The organism is Caldimonas hydrothermalis, from assembly GCF_056746695.1.
Genome location: NZ_JBWQXA010000004.1, coordinates 203,888 through 220,122 on the forward strand (window position 1 = coordinate 203,888; position 16,235 = coordinate 220,122).

At 68.1% G+C, this 16,235-nt stretch carries 15 protein-coding genes and 1 tRNA gene; 11 read left to right on the forward strand and 5 right to left on the reverse strand.

From position 1 onward, the window contains the following. The first annotated feature begins 66 nt into the window (after positions 1-66). Positions 67-157 (forward strand) — tRNA-Ser (locus AC1ECW_RS07770). A gap of 143 nt (positions 158-300) precedes the next feature. Here the strand turns inward: AC1ECW_RS07770 and AC1ECW_RS07775 are convergent. The 3 genes from AC1ECW_RS07775 to AC1ECW_RS07785 form a co-directional block, all read right to left on the reverse strand. Then, a complete protein-coding gene (locus tag AC1ECW_RS07775; RefSeq protein ID WP_409702326.1) occupies positions 301-1,482 on the reverse strand; it encodes a branched-chain amino acid ABC transporter substrate-binding protein in 1,182 nt (393 codons plus the stop codon). A 211-nt stretch (positions 1,483-1,693) separates the two neighbouring features. Beyond that, positions 1,694-2,152: a DNA polymerase III subunit chi gene (locus AC1ECW_RS07780; protein ID WP_409702324.1), complete on the reverse strand. Its 459-nt coding sequence runs from the start codon at positions 2,150-2,152 to the stop codon at positions 1,694-1,696. After that, entirely contained in the window at positions 2,149-3,609 is a 1,461-nt protein-coding gene (locus AC1ECW_RS07785) for a leucyl aminopeptidase (protein WP_481201584.1), read from the reverse strand. The genes AC1ECW_RS07780 and AC1ECW_RS07785 overlap by 4 nt, the downstream gene beginning before the upstream one ends. Before the next feature lie 26 nt (positions 3,610-3,635). Here AC1ECW_RS07785 and lptF point away from each other — a divergent pair, with 26 nt between their 5' ends. The 5 genes from lptF to AC1ECW_RS07810 are packed head-to-tail and all read left to right on the forward strand — an operon-like array spanning position 3,636 to position 8,431. Beyond that, positions 3,636-4,745, forward strand: a complete 1,110-nt coding sequence (gene lptF, locus AC1ECW_RS07790; RefSeq protein WP_409702322.1) for an LPS export ABC transporter permease LptF — start codon at positions 3,636-3,638, stop codon at positions 4,743-4,745. Then, positions 4,742-5,854, forward strand: a complete 1,113-nt coding sequence (gene lptG, locus AC1ECW_RS07795; RefSeq protein ID WP_481201561.1) for an LPS export ABC transporter permease LptG — start codon at positions 4,742-4,744, stop codon at positions 5,852-5,854. Before lptF ends, lptG begins: the two co-directional genes overlap by 4 nt. Before the next feature lie 10 nt (positions 5,855-5,864). Continuing rightward, entirely contained in the window at positions 5,865-6,239 is a 375-nt protein-coding gene (locus tag AC1ECW_RS07800; RefSeq protein WP_409705564.1) for a sirohydrochlorin chelatase, read from the forward strand. Positions 6,240-6,299: 60 nt separating this feature from the next. Continuing rightward, on the forward strand, positions 6,300-7,256 hold the full coding sequence (locus AC1ECW_RS07805) for a CysB family HTH-type transcriptional regulator (protein ID WP_409660383.1): 957 nt from the start codon (positions 6,300-6,302) through the stop codon (positions 7,254-7,256). Positions 7,257-7,264: 8 nt separating this feature from the next. Further along, positions 7,265-8,431 (forward strand): pyridoxal phosphate-dependent aminotransferase, encoded by a 1,167-nt coding sequence (locus AC1ECW_RS07810; protein ID WP_409705567.1) that lies wholly within the window; start codon positions 7,265-7,267, stop codon positions 8,429-8,431. A 30-nt stretch (positions 8,432-8,461) separates the two neighbouring features. Here the strand turns inward: AC1ECW_RS07810 and AC1ECW_RS07815 are convergent, their stop codons facing one another. Next, positions 8,462-10,480: a type IV pilus assembly protein FimV gene (locus AC1ECW_RS07815; RefSeq protein ID WP_481201562.1), complete on the reverse strand. Its 2,019-nt coding sequence runs from the start codon at positions 10,478-10,480 to the stop codon at positions 8,462-8,464. Between the two features lie 221 nt (positions 10,481-10,701). On the opposite strand from AC1ECW_RS07815, the gene AC1ECW_RS07820 reads away from it, so the two are divergent. Next, a complete protein-coding gene (locus AC1ECW_RS07820) occupies positions 10,702-11,481 on the forward strand; it encodes an oxepin-CoA hydrolase, alternative type (protein ID WP_409705573.1) in 780 nt (259 codons plus the stop codon). A 30-nt stretch (positions 11,482-11,511) separates the two neighbouring features. Next, a complete protein-coding gene (locus tag AC1ECW_RS07825) occupies positions 11,512-12,243 on the forward strand; it encodes a histidine phosphatase family protein (RefSeq protein WP_409705576.1) in 732 nt (243 codons plus the stop codon). On the opposite strand, the gene AC1ECW_RS07830 is transcribed toward AC1ECW_RS07825, so the two are convergent. Then, positions 12,231-13,025, reverse strand: coding sequence for a class II aldolase/adducin family protein (locus AC1ECW_RS07830; protein WP_481201563.1), 795 nt, complete (start codon positions 13,023-13,025; stop codon positions 12,231-12,233). The genes AC1ECW_RS07825 and AC1ECW_RS07830 overlap by 13 nt on opposite strands. Before the next feature lie 77 nt (positions 13,026-13,102). On the opposite strand from AC1ECW_RS07830, the gene AC1ECW_RS07835 reads away from it, so the two are divergent. Genes AC1ECW_RS07835 through AC1ECW_RS07845 form a run of 3 tightly spaced genes read left to right on the forward strand, consistent with a single transcriptional unit; the run spans position 13,103 to position 16,188 of the window. Next, the gene (locus AC1ECW_RS07835) at positions 13,103-13,810 is read left to right on the forward strand and encodes a Crp/Fnr family transcriptional regulator (RefSeq protein WP_409705582.1); all 708 of its coding nucleotides are present in this window, start codon (positions 13,103-13,105) and stop codon (positions 13,808-13,810) included. 55 nt (positions 13,811-13,865) lie between these two features. Next, complete coding sequence (locus AC1ECW_RS07840) at positions 13,866-14,942, forward strand: phosphotransferase (RefSeq protein ID WP_481201564.1); 1,077 nt, start codon at positions 13,866-13,868, stop codon at positions 14,940-14,942. 28 nt (positions 14,943-14,970) lie between these two features. Next, positions 14,971-16,188 carry an acyl-CoA dehydrogenase family protein gene (locus AC1ECW_RS07845; protein WP_409705588.1) on the forward strand — a complete coding sequence of 406 codons (1,218 nt, stop codon included), beginning with the start codon at positions 14,971-14,973 and terminating at the stop codon, positions 16,186-16,188. Positions 16,189-16,235: the final 47 nt, after the last annotated feature.

Genomic DNA, 16,235 nt, shown 5'->3' on the forward strand with positions numbered 1-16,235 from the left:
CTTTCGCAAGTCAGATCAAACTTGCTACAATCCGAGGTTTCGGCCAACAGGCCCCACGAACACCCCGGAGAGGTGGATGAGTGGTTTAAGTCGCACGCCTGGAAAGCGTGTGTGGGTGAATAGCCCACCGCGGGTTCGAATCCCGCCCTCTCCGCCAGAACCCCGCACGGAGCCATGCTCTGCGGGGTTTTGTGTTTTTGGGCGGCTCACCGCCCGTGATGTAGAGAGAAATAGAGAGAAACCCAACAAAAAGGGCGTCCCGGAGGACGCCCTTTTTTTGAGGGTTCGGCCGCTCGGCGATCAGCGGATCACGGCGAGCTGCTCGCGCTGGCCGCCCTTGTAGGTGTACAGCGTCAGCGCACCGTTCTTGATGTCGCCCTTCTCGTCGAAGGTGATGGTGCCGGTCACACCTTTGTACTCGATCTTGGCCAGCTCCGGCAGGTACTTGGCCGGATCGGTGGAGTCGGCCTTCTTCATGGCCTCGGCCATGACCATGGTGGCGTCATACACGTACGGAGCGTAGATCTGCACGTCCACGCCGAACTTCTGCTTGAACTTCTCCTTGAACGCGTCCAGGCCCGCCTTTTGCTCGCCTTCGACACCACCGGCCTCGGCGCAGTAGACCTGCTCGTCACCCATGCTGCCGGCGGCCAGCTTGGGCAGCTCGCCCGTGCAGATGCCATCGCCGCCCATGAACTTGGCATTGATACCCAGCGACTTCATCTGGCGCAGCATCGGGCCGGCCACGGCGTCCATGCCGCCGTAGAAGACGACGTCGGGGTTCTTGCCCTTGATGGTGGTCAGGATGGCGGTGAAGTCCGTCGCCTTGTCATGGGTGAACTCGCGCGCGACGACGTTGCCACCGGCGGCCTTGACGCCCTTCTCGAACTCGTCGGCCACGCCCTGACCGTAGGCCGTGCGGTCGTCGATCACGGCAATCGCCTTGCCTTGCAGGGTGCTGACGGCATAGCGGCCCAGCGTGCCGCCCAGATGGACGTCGTCAGCCACCACGCGGAAGGTGGTCTTGAAGCCCTGGCGGGTGTAGCGAGGGTTGGTGGCCGAGGGCGAAATCTGCGGGATGCCGGCGTCGCTGTAGATCTTCGACGCGGGGATGGTGGTGCCCGAGTTCAGGTGGCCGATCACGCCCTTGACACCCGAATCGACGAGCTTCTGGGCCGCTGCAGTGCCCTGCTTCGGATCGGCCGCGTCGTCTTCGGCCAGCAGCTCGAACTTGATCTTCTTGCCGCCGATGACCAAACCCTGGGCGTTGAGCTCATCGATGGCCAAGCGCGCGCCCAATTCGTTGTCCTTGCCCAGGTGCGCAATCGCGCCGCTGGTCGGGCCCACATGGCCCAGGCGGACCACCTCCTCACTGACAGGGGCCGCGGCCGGCGCGGCGGCGGCGGGCGCCTCTTCCTTCTTTCCACATGCGGCCAGGCCAGCCAGGGCGACCGCAGTTGCCAAGAGAGTCAGCTTCTTCATAGATGTCCTTGAAAAATGAGCTGCGAACTTGAATCCGGGCACGGCCACGCCGCGCCTTGGGTTGGAACCGCAAACTGTATATCAACCTGCGTGGAAAACTCCATGGCGTTGCCCCTGATTGCTGTTGCATCGGCGTCACGTGCCGCGAGCGTCTGCACGTCCGTGGTGCGCGGGGGACCCGAAGCCCGGGCCGCCTCCGCGGGGGCGGTCTTCAGCCGCCGCCCACCTCGTGCCGCTCGACAGCGTAGCCGCAGGACTGGTAGTGCTTCCAGCGCAGGCGGGCCTGCCGGCGATCGTCCTCGTCGAGACCGACCAGTTCGATGAGGCGCCCGAAGGCGTCGAAAGAGGCCGGCACCTCGTCTCCCAGGTTCACCAGCACCTCGCGGTGTGGCAGCTCGGTGGGGCTCGACGCCAGCCACAGGCGGGTGTGGGAGGCCAGACGCCGCCCGGCCTCGCCCTCGGTCAGGGGCAGGCGGACATGGGGCAGGAAGTCGACCGGGTCGAAGACCCACAGGGCCCGGTCGAGCGCCGCCAGGTCGGTATCGCGGCCCACCACACCGACCTGGGCGCCGGCACGGCTGGCCTTGCGCAGCAGCCGGCAGGCATAGGCCAGCTTGTCGGGCATGTTGAAGTGGAAGGCGATGGCCGTCACGGCGCTCGCGACGCTCAACGCGCTTGGCTCAGCAGGTAGCGCGCCAGCAGGGCCACCGGGCGGCCCGTCGCCCCTTTGGCCGGGCCGCTCTTCCAGGCCGTGCCGGCGATGTCCAGGTGCGCCCAGCGGTACTTGCTGGTGAAGCGGCGCAGGAACATCGCCGCGGTGATCGCGCCGCCTGCGCGACCGCCGACGTTGCCCATGTCGGCGAAATTGCTTTTCAGCGCCTCGTCGTACTCCTCATCCAGCGGCATGCGCCAGCAGGTGTCCAAGGCTTCCCGGCCGGCCGTCTGCAGGGCCTCGGCCAGCGCATCGTCGGCCGTGAACAGACCGCTGTGGTGGTGCCCCAGTGCGATCACGCAGGCCCCCGTCAACGTGGCGACATCCACCACCGAGGCAGGCTTGAAGCGCTCCGCGTAGGTCAGTGCGTCGCACAGGATCAGCCGCCCTTCGGCATCGGTGTTGAGGATCTCGATCGTCTGGCCCGACAGGCTGGTCACCACATCACCCGGCTTGACCGAGCGGCCGTCAGGCATGTTCTCGCAAGCCGGGATCAGGCCGATCACGTTCAGGCGGGGTTTGAGTTCGGCCAGGGCCCGCATGGTGCCCAGCACGCTGGCGGCCCCGCTCATGTCGAACTTCATCTCGTCCATCTCGGCGGCCGGCTTGATCGAGATGCCCCCGGTGTCGAAGGTGATGCCCTTGCCCACCAGCACATGGGGCGCCTCGCCGCGGCGGCCGCCGTCGTAGCGCATCACGATGAAACGCAAGGGCTGCTCCGAGCCCTGGGCCACGGCCAGGAAGGCCCCCATGCCCAGCTTCTCGACGGCCTTGCGATCGAGCACATCGACCTTGAGCCCGTGGGCCTTGCCCAGTCGGTGCGCCTCGTCGGCCAGGTGGGTGGGGGTGCAGTGGTTGCCGGGGCGGTTGGCCCACTCGCGGGCCACGGCCACCCCGAGGGCAATCGCGCGGGCCTGGGCGAGGTCGTGCTGGACGGCCTTGAGCCCCTCCTTGCCCACCAGCAGGCTCACCTTCGACACCACCGGCGCCGGCGGTGCACTGGGCTTGGTGTGACGATAGACGTAGGTGGCCTCCTCGACGGCGCCGACCAGGGCGTGGGCGTGCGCAGGCGACCAGGTCGCCTGCGGCGCCAGCGTCACGGCCAGGTGGCGCGCTGCGCCGCTCTTGAGCACTTGCATCGCGGCGCTCAGCGCAGTGCGGTAAGCCTTGGCCGATCCGTCAGCCGCCACCGTGAATACCAGGCGAGGCGCACGCAGTCCGGCCGGACGATGCAGGTACAGGCTGCGGCCGGCCTTGAGGGCGAGGTCTCCCGTCTTCAAGGCATCGGCGAGCAGCCCGGCCACGGGTTCGGCCAGGTCCTGCGCCGGCTGGGCCGCGTTCAAGACGACCACCAGCGCGTCGCAGGGCGTTTCGGCCCACAGGGCCGGCGAGGAGGAAAGAGCTCGAAAGTCCATAATGCGAACGTTCATTCGGTGCGCCGATGTTATTCGATTCCTCCGTCCGCAAAGAGCTGAGCCGCAGTTTCGGTGCCACCTTGGTGGTGCTGCTGACCATCGTGCTCACGATGATGCTGATCCGCACCCTGGGCCAGGCGGCCAGCGGGGCGGTCTCTCCGCAGCACGTGGTGCTGCTGCTGGGTTACACAGTGCTGGGTTACCTGCCCTCCATCCTCGCGCTGTCGCTGTTCGTCGCCACGGTGAGCACGCTGTCACGCATGTACCGCGACAGCGAGATGGCCGTGTGGTTCGCCAGCGGGGTGCCGCTGAGCCGATTCGCCCGGCCGGTGCTCAGGCTCGCAGCCCCGGTCCTTGCCGCGATCGCGGTGCTGGCGCTGCTGGTGTGGCCCTGGGCCAATCAGAGCATCTCGGAACTGCGCACGCTCTACGAGCGACGCTCGGATCTCTCCCGGGTCACGCCCGGCCAATTCCAGAGCTCCAGCGACGGCCGGCGGGTCTTCTTCATCGAGCGCAACACCGACGAGGGCCGCGTCGGGCGCAACGTGTTCGTCCTCACGCGTGAGGAAGGACGCGAGACCGTGACCACCGCGAGCGTGGGGCGCATCGAGTTCGAGGGCGAGGACCGCTATCTCGTGCTCGAGGCCGGGCAGCAGACCGACCACGATCTGCGCACCGGCGAGCGGCGCATCGCGCAGTTCGAGACCTATCGCATCTTGGTCGATGAGAAGGTGCGCCCGCAGGAGCCGGCGCTGCCCCCGCGGGCGCGCTCGAGCCTGTCGCTGTGGCTGGACCCCCAGCCGCGCCATCTGGGGGAGCTGACCTGGCGGCTCGGCCTGCCGCTGACGGCCTTCAACCTCGTTTTGCTCGGCGTGGGCCTGTCGGCGACCTCGCCTCGGCGAGGGACGAGCTGGAACCTGATGTTCGCCCTGTTGACTTTCGTCGTGTACTACAACCTGCTCAACCTCTCGCAGGCCTGGGTGTCCATCGGGCGCCTGAGCCCACCGGCCGCCCTGCTGGCAGTGCATGGCAGCGCCACGGCACTTGCGCTGGGCCTGCTGCGCTGGCGGGTGCATGGGTTGCGCGGCCTGCTGCCGGGACTGGGTCGCCCGGCCGCCTCGGGGGCCCGGGCATGAAGACCGTCCGCCGCCTGCTATACACCGATATCTTGACGTCCATCGCCTTCGTCGCGGTGGCCTTCCTGGCGCTGTTCTTCTTCATCGACGCCGTGGACGAACTGGAGCGGGTGGGTCGAGGCGGGTACCAGCTGCACCAGGCACTGCTGTACTGCCTGCTGCTGCTGCCCGGCCACCTCTATGTGCTGATGCCGATCGCCGTGCTGATCGGCACCATCTACTCAATGGCCCGCATGGCGCAGTCCTCGGAATTCACGATCCTGCGCGTCAGCGGCCTGGGGCCGCAGCGCGCGCTGGCCCTCCTGCTCGGACTGGGGCTGGTGTTCGCCGCCCTCACCTTCGTGCTGGGGGATTACCTCGCGCCCTACAGCGATCGGCAGGCCCATGCAATGCGGACGATGGCGCGCGGACAGACGGTGTATGGCCAGGCCGGGACCTGGCTGAAAGACCGACAGGCCACGCCCGATGGCGAGCGCAGCTACTCGGTGCAGGTCACCGCGGCCGGGCCCGACGGCCGCCTGCAGCAGGTGCGGCTCTACGAGTTCGATGCCCGGGGACGCCTGGTGGGGCAGTTGCAGGCACAGTCGGCCACGGTGGACGAAGAGGGCCGGTGGATGATGTCCGGCGTGCAACGCAGCCGCTGGCAGCCCGACCCGGGTTCGCGCGACCTGGAGGTCTTCGAGGAGCGGCTGGACCGGTTCGAATGGCGCAGCACGCTCACGCGCAACGTCGTGGTGGCCGCGGTGCGGCCGCCCAGCGAGATGTCGGCGCTGGACCTGTTCCGCTACATGACCCACTTGGCCGACAACGAGCAGGCCGCGCAACGCTATGAGATCCAGTTCTGGAAGAAGGTGCTCTACCCGCTGGCCTGCCTGGTGATGGTGATGCTCGCGCTGCCTTTTGCCTACCTGCACAGCCGCTCGGGCGGGATCAGCCTCAAGGTCTTCGGCGGCATCATGCTGGGGATCAGCTTCGTGCTGCTCAACAACGTCTTCACCCACATCGGCCTGCTGCAGGACTGGACGCCATGGCTGGCGGCAGCCACGCCCAGCGCAGTGTATTTCCTGCTGTCGCTGCTGGCCTTCCACTGGCTGGTGCGTTATCGCTGAAGGCTCGACCATGACACGAATCGGCATCGTCCTCTTTGCCCACGGGGCGCGCGACCCGGCCTGGGCCCGCCCCTTCGAGGCCGTGCGCACGCGACTGGCCGAGCTGCAGCCGCGGGCGGCCGTCGCCCTGGCCTACCTCGAGTTCATGAGCCCCGACCTGCTGCAGGCCGGCCAGGCGGTGGTGGCCCAGGGCTGTACTGAAGTGCGCGTGGTGCCCCTTTTCCTCGGCGCCGGCGGCCACGTGCGCAAGGATCTGCCGCAGCTCATCGACGAACTGCGCCGGCGCCATCCGGATGTGCAATGGACCCTCGCACCGGCCGTGGGTGAGCACCCGGCGGTGGTCGAGGCGATGGCCCGCGTGGCGGCTGAAACGCCCGGGCCCTGAGCCCGGCACATGTCATGCGCCAGTGACATAATTCGAGACTTCTTCAGACGGTCTCGAAATATGAACCTGCACCAGTTCCGCTTCGTCCAAGAGGCCGTGCGGCGCAACCTCAATCTCACCGAGACCGCCAAGGCCCTCTACACCTCCCAGCCGGGCGTGTCCAAAGCCATCCTCGAACTGGAGGAGGAGCTCGGTGTGGACATCTTCGCCCGCCACGGCAAGCGTCTCAAGCGCATCACCGAGCCGGGCCAGGAAGTGCTCAAGTCCATCGAGATCATCATGCGCGAGGTGGGCAACCTCAAACGCATCGGCGAAGAATTCTCCAAGCAAGACGCCGGGACGCTGTCGATCGCCACCACCCACACCCAGGCGCGCTACGTCCTGCCCGCCCCGGTGGCGCAGTTGCGCAAGCGCTTTCCCAAGGTGAGTGTCAGCCTGCACCAGGGCACGCCCGAGCAGGTGGCGCAGATGCTGCTGCAGGAAACCGCCGAGGTGGGCCTGGCCACCGAGTCGCTGGCCGGTTTCGAGGAGCTGGTGACCCTGCCCTGTTACGAATGGACGCATGTGGTGGTGCTGCCGGCCCAGCACCGGCTGGCCGCTCAGGAGCGGCTCTCGCTCGACGATCTGGCCGGTGAACCACTGATCTCCTATCACCCCTCCTTCACCGGCCGCACCAAGATCGACCAGGCGTTCGCGCTGCGCCGGCTCAAGCCCAACATCGTGCTGGAGGCGATCGATTCCGACGTGATCAAGACTTACGTCCGCCTGGGCCTGGGTGTGGGCATCGTGGCCGAGATGGCCGTGCGTGACGACCCGACCTTCACCACCCCGGGTGGCGATCTGGTCTGGCGGCCGGCGGGTCATCTCTTCGGCCAGAACCTCGCGCGCATCGCTTTCAAGCGTGGCGCCTACCTGCGCAATTTCGTCTATGCCTTTGCCGAGCTGACCTCCGAGCGCTTGAACCGCAACCTCATCATGCGCGCGATGGGCGGCGAGTCCAGCTCCTACGACCTCTGAGTCTGCCCATGAACGCCGTTCCCCCACTCACCACCCGGCTGCCCAAGGTGGGCACCACCATCTTCACCGTGATGTCGGCCCTGGCCCAGGAGCATGGCGCCGTCAACCTCGGCCAGGGATTCCCGGACTTCGATTGCGACCCCCGGCTGCTCGATGCGGTGAACACCGCAATGCGCACGGGCCATAACCAGTACCCGCCGATGGCCGGCGTGCCCTCGCTGCGCGAGGCCGTTGCCGCCAAGATCCAGGCGCTGTACGGCCGCACCTACGACCCGGGCGCCGAGATCACCGTGACGGCTGGCGCCACCCAAGCCATTCTGACGGCCATCCTCGCCGTGGTCCATCCGGGCGACGAGGTCCTCGTGCTCGAGCCCTGCTACGACAGCTACGAACCCAACATCGAGCTGGCGGGCGGGAAGGCCGTCTTCGTGCCGCTGGGCCGCTCGGGCCAGGCCGGGGATTTCCGGCCCGACGTCAAGCGCATCGCGGCAGCCATCACGCCACGCACGCGGGCGCTCATCCTGAACACCCCGCACAACCCCAGCGCCACCGTGTGGACGGCCGAGGATATGCGCGCGCTGGCCGAGCTGCTGCGCCCGACCGACATCCTCGTGATCAGCGACGAGGTCTACGAGCACATGGTCTTCGACGGGCAGCAACACGAGAGCGTGGCCCGCCACCCGGGGCTGGCCGAACGCAGCTTCATCGTCTCGAGCTTCGGCAAAACCTACCATGTGACCGGTTGGAAGGTGGGTTACGTGGCCGCGCCGGCTGCCCTGATGGCCGAGTTTCGCAAGGTGCACCAGTTCAACGTGTTCACGGTGAACACCCCGATGCAGCATGCGCTGGCGGCCTACATGGCCGACCCCGCACCGTACCTCGAATTGCCCGCCTTCTACCAGCGCAAGCGCGATCTCTTCCGGGCCGGGCTGGCCGCTACCCGGCTGCGGCTGCTGCCCAGCCAGGGAAGCTACTTCCAATGCGTGGATTACAGCGCCGTCAGTGACCTCGATGAGCCGGCCTTCTGCCGCTGGCTCACCACCGAAGTGGGCGTGGCGGCGATCCCGCTGTCGGTGTTTTACAGCGACGGCACCGATCGCAAGCTCGCGCGCTTTTGCTTCGCCAAGCGCGACGAAACCCTGCACCACGCGCTGGAACGGCTGTCCCGGCTGTGAACACCCGAGGCCCGGCACGGGGCCGCCTGCTCAGCCGGTACGGTCTTTGTCCTCGGGATTGGGCGCCGGAAGTTCGAGGGGTTCGAACTCGATGAGACGGGAATCGTCCGGGCCCACCGGTCCCGAGGGAGCAGCCGGCGGCTGGGCCGCCTCGGCCGCGAGATCGAGGTGCACGTCGATGGACTCGCCCCGCCTCTCGGGGGGAACGCCGGCCCCGGCCGCCATCGACCCGCTGGGCTCCAGCCGGGTCGCGTAGGGATCCTGGGGTTCGTCCAGCGGCAGCAGCAGGTCGACGGCCTCGCCGGTGGACTCCAGTTGCACGCGCTCGCGCGCGATCCCGTACAGCATCAGCAGCTCACGGTAGGCGGGCAGGTCGAACGGCTTGGAGCTTTCGTCGCCCCGCAACAAGGAGGCCTGCAGCACCTCGATGGCACGCACCGGGGTCTCCCACAACCCTTGCAAGCGTTCGATCACGGCCGGATAGTCCTCCAGCGACCGCCCGATGCCCAGGTCCTCGTCCCAGGACGGGACGTAGGCATTGAAGCGACGGTTGAACTCCTCGCGGACCTCCTCGTAGGCCATCCGATCGCCCCGGCGCTTGTGGATCTCCAGCAGCTTCATGTAGGGCAAGGGGCTGGGATCGCGATGCTCGCGCAGGTGACCGCGCAGCAGCTCGATGGCCGATTCATCCTGCCCGAGGACGATGAAGAACTCGGCCTGCTGCTCCAGGTCGATGAGCTCCTCCACTGCCACCTTCTCCTGGGCCCCTTCGCTCCCCGAGGCGGGCAGCACCGGCGTCGGCCTGGCAGGGGCTGCCGGCGCCTCGCGCACCACAGGCACCGATGGGGCCGATGGCGCCGGGCTGGGAGGGGTCACTGGCGGCGTCGCGACAGGGGGCGTCGCCGCAACCGGGGCCTCGACCGGCGCCGCTGCGCCCGCCGCCAGGTCGGCAGGCAAGCTGCCCGCCGCCGAGGGGCGCCACCATGCGCCGGCGCCACTGCCACGTTGTCGCGCGATCCAGACCAGGCCCGCGGCCAGCGCGAGGCTCAGCACCAGCAGCGCGTAGACCAGGGGGTTGGCATAGCGCTCAGCCTGCGCCTGCCGCAGGCTGGCCTGCAGTCCTTCGAGAGCCTGTCGTGTGGCCGCCGATTCCTGGCGCAATGCCTCCAGGCTCTGCTCCAACTGGCGCAGGCGCTCGGCTTCGAGTGCCGCCTGCTCGGGCGTGGTCCTCAGGGCCCGCCACAGCGCGGCTGCAGCTTGACGGTCCTCGGCGCGGGCCGGATCGGCCTGCCCCAGGGACATCGACAACTGCAGGCTGGGCGTGCTGAACAGTTCCGCATCGAGCGGATCCAACCGCAGGCGCGGCTGCTCGACCGTGGCAGCGCGGGGGGCGGCCGGTCGAGCCGCTGGGCGCTGCGCTCGCGGCGGCGCGGCGCGGGCACCTTCCGGGCGGGACGCGCTGCGACGCGAAGCCTGGGCACGGGGCGATGCGGCCGGTGCCGGCACGTCGGAGGCTGCGGCTTGCGCCACTTCCGGGCCGGCCTGCCGGGACGCTGCGGCCGTCGACGCCTTCTGCGACGGGGCGCGGTGAGACGACGGCGGCTGCGCGCCGGCTGCACTGGTCGGCGCCTGCGTCTCCGGTGGCGTGCGCACCGTCGGTGGGTCGGCAAAGGCCACGAATTGCCGGGACAGTCGCGCCTTGCAACCCACCGTGAGGTCCACGGTGATGATGGGCTCGTTCACCGGTGCCAGGGTGGTCACACGCGCCGTGCGTTGCGGCCCGGCAGAGGCCGGATCCCATTGCACACGCACCTGACTCGTCCCCAGCTGCACGTCGCCAAAACGCACCTCGGCCCGCAGGCATTCCGCATCGGCCTGTTCGTCGGGCTCGACACGTACTGCCACGGCGAAATCCAGCGGCAGGCCCAGCACGGCCTGGGACCCGGCCTGCCCGAACCCCAAGGCCTGGACGCCCCCGTGCAGCCCCAGCAGGGCCAGGCAACAGGCGGCAAGCGGCAGGCGTGGAATGCGGGCGGGGCGGCTCTTCATGCGATGGATGTCACGCAGGCCTGGAGACTCTAGCATGCCCGCCCCGCAGGTCCGCTGCGTGGTGCTCCGGATGACGACACCGCGCGCCCCTTCGGCCGGCCAGACGGGGCATCATCACAACGGGCCCGACCGGGATGGCGCGGCCGCCTCCCCGGGACGGCTCGTGCACAATGAACGCCCAGCCCCCCAACCCCCCCCAGCCGCCTGCGCGCGAGACCGCCATGCCCAGTGAACTCCTGACCGAACGCATCGACCGCACCCTGGTGCTCACGCTCAGCGACCCAGACACGCGCAATGCGCTGTCCGAGGAGATCACCGCCGCCGGGGTGGAGGCCCTCAACGTGGCCGAATCGTCCGACGAGGTGCGCAACGTGGTGATCACGGGGGCGGGCGGCGCGTTTTGCGCAGGCGGCCATCTGCAGCAACTGCAGCGCAACGCCCAGCTCGGCCCGGAGGTTCAGACGGCGCGGCTGGAGCGCTTCCACCGCTGGATCGAGGCGATCCGCACCTTCCCCAAACCGGTGATCGCTGCCGTGGAAGGCGTGGCAGCCGGGGGCGGCTGCTCGCTCGCCCTGGCGTGCGATCTCATCGTCGCCTCGCGCGAGGCCCGCTTCACGCTGGCCTACAACCGCATCGGGCTGTCTCCCGACGGCGGCGCCACCTGGCATCTGATGCAGATGCTGCCGCGGCCGGTGGTCACCGAGCTGCTGTGGCTGTGTGAGCCGGTGGCGGCCGAACGCCTGCACGGCTTCGGCCTTGTCAACCGGGTGACAGACAAGGGCCGCGCGCTGGCCGAAGCTCTGGCCCTGGCAGGCCGCCTGGCCGAGATGGCCCCCAACGCGCTGGCCAGCAGCAAGGAGCTGCTCAACCACTGGCCCTCGCGCACCCTGCCCCAGCAACTCGACGCCGAACGGGACAGCTTTGTCGACAACCTCCTACACCCCAACGCCCGCGAAGGCATCGCCGCCTTCTTCGACAAGCGCCCTGCGCGCTTTCGCTGAACCTCGCACGAGCGCGATCAGGAGTCGGCGATGAAGCCGCGTCTGCCCCGGCGCCGGCGCATCTACCTAATGCGCCATGGTTCGGTCGACTACTTCCTGCCCGATGGCACCCCGGTGCCGCCGGACACCGTGCCGCTCAATGCCGCAGGCCGCAACCAGGCGGATGCCGCAGGCGCCCTCTTCGGCCAGGCGGGCGTGCGTTTCGACCGCGTCTGGGCCAGCGGCCTGCCGCGCACCGTCGAGACGGCCGAGCGCGTGCTCTCGGCCTGCGCGCAGCGCGTGCCGGTCGAGATCGACGAGGCCCTGCAGGAGATTCGCCCGGGCCGCCTGGCCGACATCCCGCGCGACCGCGTGCGCGAGGCCTTCCTGGGTGCTTTTCAGGGCGTGACCGATGAATCCGCACGCTTCCTCGGGGGCGAGTCGGTCGGGGAGATGCTCGACCGCATCCTGCCCGCGTTCCAGGCCGTGCTGGCCGACGCCTCCTGGGACCAATGCCTGCTGGTGTTGCATGGCGCCGTCAACCGCGGCCTGCTCTCGTATGCCCTGGCGGGCCGGCGCTGCTTCCTGGGCCGTCTGGAGCAGGCGCCGGCGTGCATCAACATCCTCGACGTCGGCGAAGACGACCTGGTCGTGCGTGCCATCAATCTGGCGCCCACGCAGTGGCTGCACGCCGACGAACGCCTGACCACGATGGAAAAGCTGCTCGCCCAGTACCTGCGACTGGATGCTGCCGTCGTGGACCGCGGCGTTCAGCGCGCGTAGCCCGGGTTGCGGCGGTCCAGCCGCCGCAGCAGCCCGGGCCAAGCCAGCCTGCCGGCGCCCTGCCCGCGCGTGACCTGACGGGCCTGCTGGGCCGACGTGCGGATGATCTCCGGATCGACCGTCACCAGCTCCCCGCCGCCGGCCTGCGCACGGACCTGGATCGCGCACACCGTCTCGAAGAGATACATCGCCAGGAAGGCGTCGGCCACCGTCGGCCCCACCGTCAAAAGGCCATGGTTGCGCAGCATCAGGTAGGTGTGGTCGCCCAGATCATGCACGAGCCGTGGCTTTTCGTCGTCGCGCAAGGCCACGCCCTCGTAGTCGTGATAGCCCAGACTTGCGAGCACGAAGATCGACTGCTGCGACAGCGGCAGCACCCCATGCTTCTGGGCCGACACCGCAATGCCGTTGAGGGTGTGCGTGTGCAGCACGCAGTGCGCATCGTGGCGTGCCGCATGGATGGCGCTGTGGATGGTGAAGCCTGCCGGGTTGATCTCGAACGGCGTGTCGTCGAGCTTGCGACCGGACAGGTCGATGCGCACCAGGCTGGATGCCGTGATCTCCTCGAACAGCAGACCATAAGGGTTGATGAGGAACTGATCCTCGGTGCCCGGCACGCGGGCCGTGATGTGGGTGAAGACGAGGTCGTCCCAGCCGAACAAGGCCACCAGCCGGTAGGCCGCGGCCAAGTCCACACGGGTGCGCCACTCGGCTTCGCTCACACGGCCTTGGAGCGAAGGCAGATCGTCGATCGAGGGGCTCGTCACAGGGCTCGCAGCCATGGCTAGTCTCCGGGTTGTCAGGTGGATGGACAATAGGGGCAGCATCGACAGCCGTTCTGTCACGTCAGCGACAAAACATGCAGACCCCCATTCTTACAATCGCCGAACGCAACACCATCGAGTCCGGCCCTTGGTTTTCCAAGCTCTCTCCCGCCCTGCGCCAGGCCATCCTGTCCCGGGCCTCGGTGCGCCGTCTCGGCGATGGTGCACTGCTGTCCTCGCGCGGCGAACCGGCCAGCGAATGGATCGGCGTGGCCAAGGGAGCGGTGCGTGTGAGCTCGGTGTCGCTGTCGGGCAAGCAGGTCACGCTCACCTATGTGGAGCCGGGCGTGTGGTTCGGCGATATCGCCCTCTTCGACGGCCTGCCGCGCACACACGATGCACACGCGCATGGCGACACGACGTTGCTGGTGGTGCGCAAGCCCGACTTCAAAGAACTGCTGTCACAGCACGTGGAACTCTACGAGGCCTTGCTGCGACTGAACTGCCGGCGTCTGCGCCTGATGTTCAACATCGTCGAGGACCTCAACACCCTGCCGCTGGCCGCACGTCTGGCCAAGCAGCTCCTGCTGCTGGTGCGCACCTATGGCGTGCCCCAGGGCGAGCACGAGATCCGCATCGGCCTGCAGCTCGCCCAGGAGGACCTGGCCCAGTTGCTTGGCGCGTCGCGACAGCGGGTCAACCAGGAACTCAAGGCCCTGGAACGCGAAGGCGCCGTGCGCATCGAGCCCACGCGGCTGATCGTGCTTTCGCGCGAGAAGCTGCTGGCCATCGCCGAACGCTAGCCGATCACGCCTCATCCGGTGGCCGGCTCGCATCGAACCTCGACAGGAACGCCTGATGGAAGCCAACACCGGAACCCGCCCCGTGGCCGAGCAGCACCGGTTCGACGTCGCTGCCCTCGAAGCCTACCTTCGCGCCCATCTGCCGGGTTTTGCCGGCCCCCTGAGCGTCGAGCAGTTCAAAGGCGGGCAGTCCAACCCCACCTATAAGCTCACCACGCCCTCGTGCCTCTACGTGATGCGCGCCAAGCCCGGGCCCGTGGCCAAGCTGCTGCCTTCGGCCCATGCGATCGAACGCGAGTTCACCGTGATGCGTGCACTGCACGGCACCGACGTGCCGGTGGCACGCATGCACGTGCTGTGCGACGACGAATCCGTCATCGGCAGGGCCTTCTACATCATGGAGTACGTCGAGGGCCGGGTGTTCTGGGACCAATCCCTGCCGGCCCTGTCCGCAGCCGAACGCGGCGCCATCTACGACGAGATGAACCGGGTGATCGCCGCGCTGCACAGCGTGGACTTCCTCGAGCGCGGGCTGGCCGACTACGGCAAACCGGGCAACTACTTCGAGCGCCAGATCGCCCGCTGGACCAAGCAATACCAGGCCTCCATCACCGAGCCGATCGAGGCGATGGACCGCCTCATCGAGTGGCTGCCGGCCCACATCCCCGACAGCGCTCGCGACGAATCCCAGGTGTCGATCGTGCACGGCGACTACCGTCTGGACAATCTCATCTTCCATCCGACCGAGCCGCGTGTGCTGGCGGTGCTGGACTGGGAACTGTCCACCATCGGTCACCCACTGGCCGACTTCAGTTACCACTGCATGTCCTGGCACATTCCGCCGGGTGCCTTCCGGGGCATCGGAGGCCTAGACCTGGCCGCGTTGGGCATTCCCAGCGAGAAGGACTACGTGCGCCGCTATTGCGAACGCACCGGGCGCACCGACCCCGACGCGGTGATGGCCGACTGGAACTTCTATCTGGCTTACAACCTGTTCCGCATCGCCGGCATCCTGCAAGGCATCGCCAAGCGGGTGGTCGACGGCACGGCATCGAGCGCACAGGCCCGGCAGGCGGCTGCCGGGGCCCGTCCTCTGGCGGAAATGGGCTGGCACTTCGCCACGCGCCGCTGAGCATCGACGACCCCCTGACGGAGACACCATGGACTTCGCTTACACCCCTAAGACCCAGGCCCTGCGCGAGAAGCTGCTGGCCTTCATGGATGAACACATCTATCCAGCCGAGCCCCGCTATGACGAGGAGCTGGCTGCCAACACCGCCGCTGGCAGGCGCTGGACGCCGTTGCAAGTCATCGAGGAGCTCAAGGTCAAGGCCCGGGCGGCCGGCCTGTGGAACCTGTTCCTGCCCGAAAGCGAATACGGTGCCGGCCTGCTCAACCAGGAATACGCGCCGCTGGCCGAGATCATGGGGCGGGTGCCCTGGGCTAGCGAGGTCTTCAACTGCTCGGCGCCCGACACCGGCAACATGGAAACCATCGTGCGCTACGGCACGCCCGAGCAAAAGAAACAGTGGCTCGAGCCGCTGCTCGACGGCAAGATCCGCAGCGCTTTTGCCATGACCGAACCGGCCGTGGCCTCTTCGGACGCCACCAACATCGAATCGCGCATCGAGCGCCAGGGCGACGAGTACGTCATCAACGGCCGCAAGTGGTGGACCTCGGGCGCCGGGGATCCCCGCTGCAAAATCTACATCTTCATGGGCAAAACCGACCCGACGGCGCCCAAGCACAGCCAGCAGTCGATGATCCTGGTGCCCGCCGACACCCCGGGAATCACGGTGCTGCGCCCCTTGCACGTGATGGGATACGACGACGCCCCCCACGGCCACATGGAAGTGCTGTTCGAGAACGTGCGTGTGCCGGCGAGCAACATCCTGCTCGGCGAGGGCCGCGGCTTCGAGATCGCCCAGGGTCGCCTGGGCCCCGGGCGCATCCACCACTGCATGCGCCTGATCGGCCTGGCCGAGCGTTCATTGGAACTCATGTGCAAGCGCGCCTCCTCGCGCGTGGCCTTCGGCAAGACCATCGCCCAGCAGACCGTCACCCAGGAGCGCATCGCCGAGGCCCGCTGCATGATCGAGCAAGCCCGCCTGCTGACGATGAAGGCCGCCTGGATGATGGACGTGGCCGGCAACAAGACGGCCAAGCTGGAGATTGCGATGATCAAGGTCGTCGCCCCCAGCATGGCCTGCAAAGTCATTGACTGGGCCATGCAGGTGCACGGTGGCGCGGGCATGTGCCAGGACTTCCCGCTGGCCAACTTCTACGCCCACGCCCGCACGCTGCGCTTTGCCGACGGCCCCGACGAGGTCCATCGCAACGCCATCGCCAAGTGGGAACTGGGCCGCCACGCCGCCTGAACACGCGCGGCGCCCCGGCATCGACGCCCGCCTTCGTGCGGGCGTTT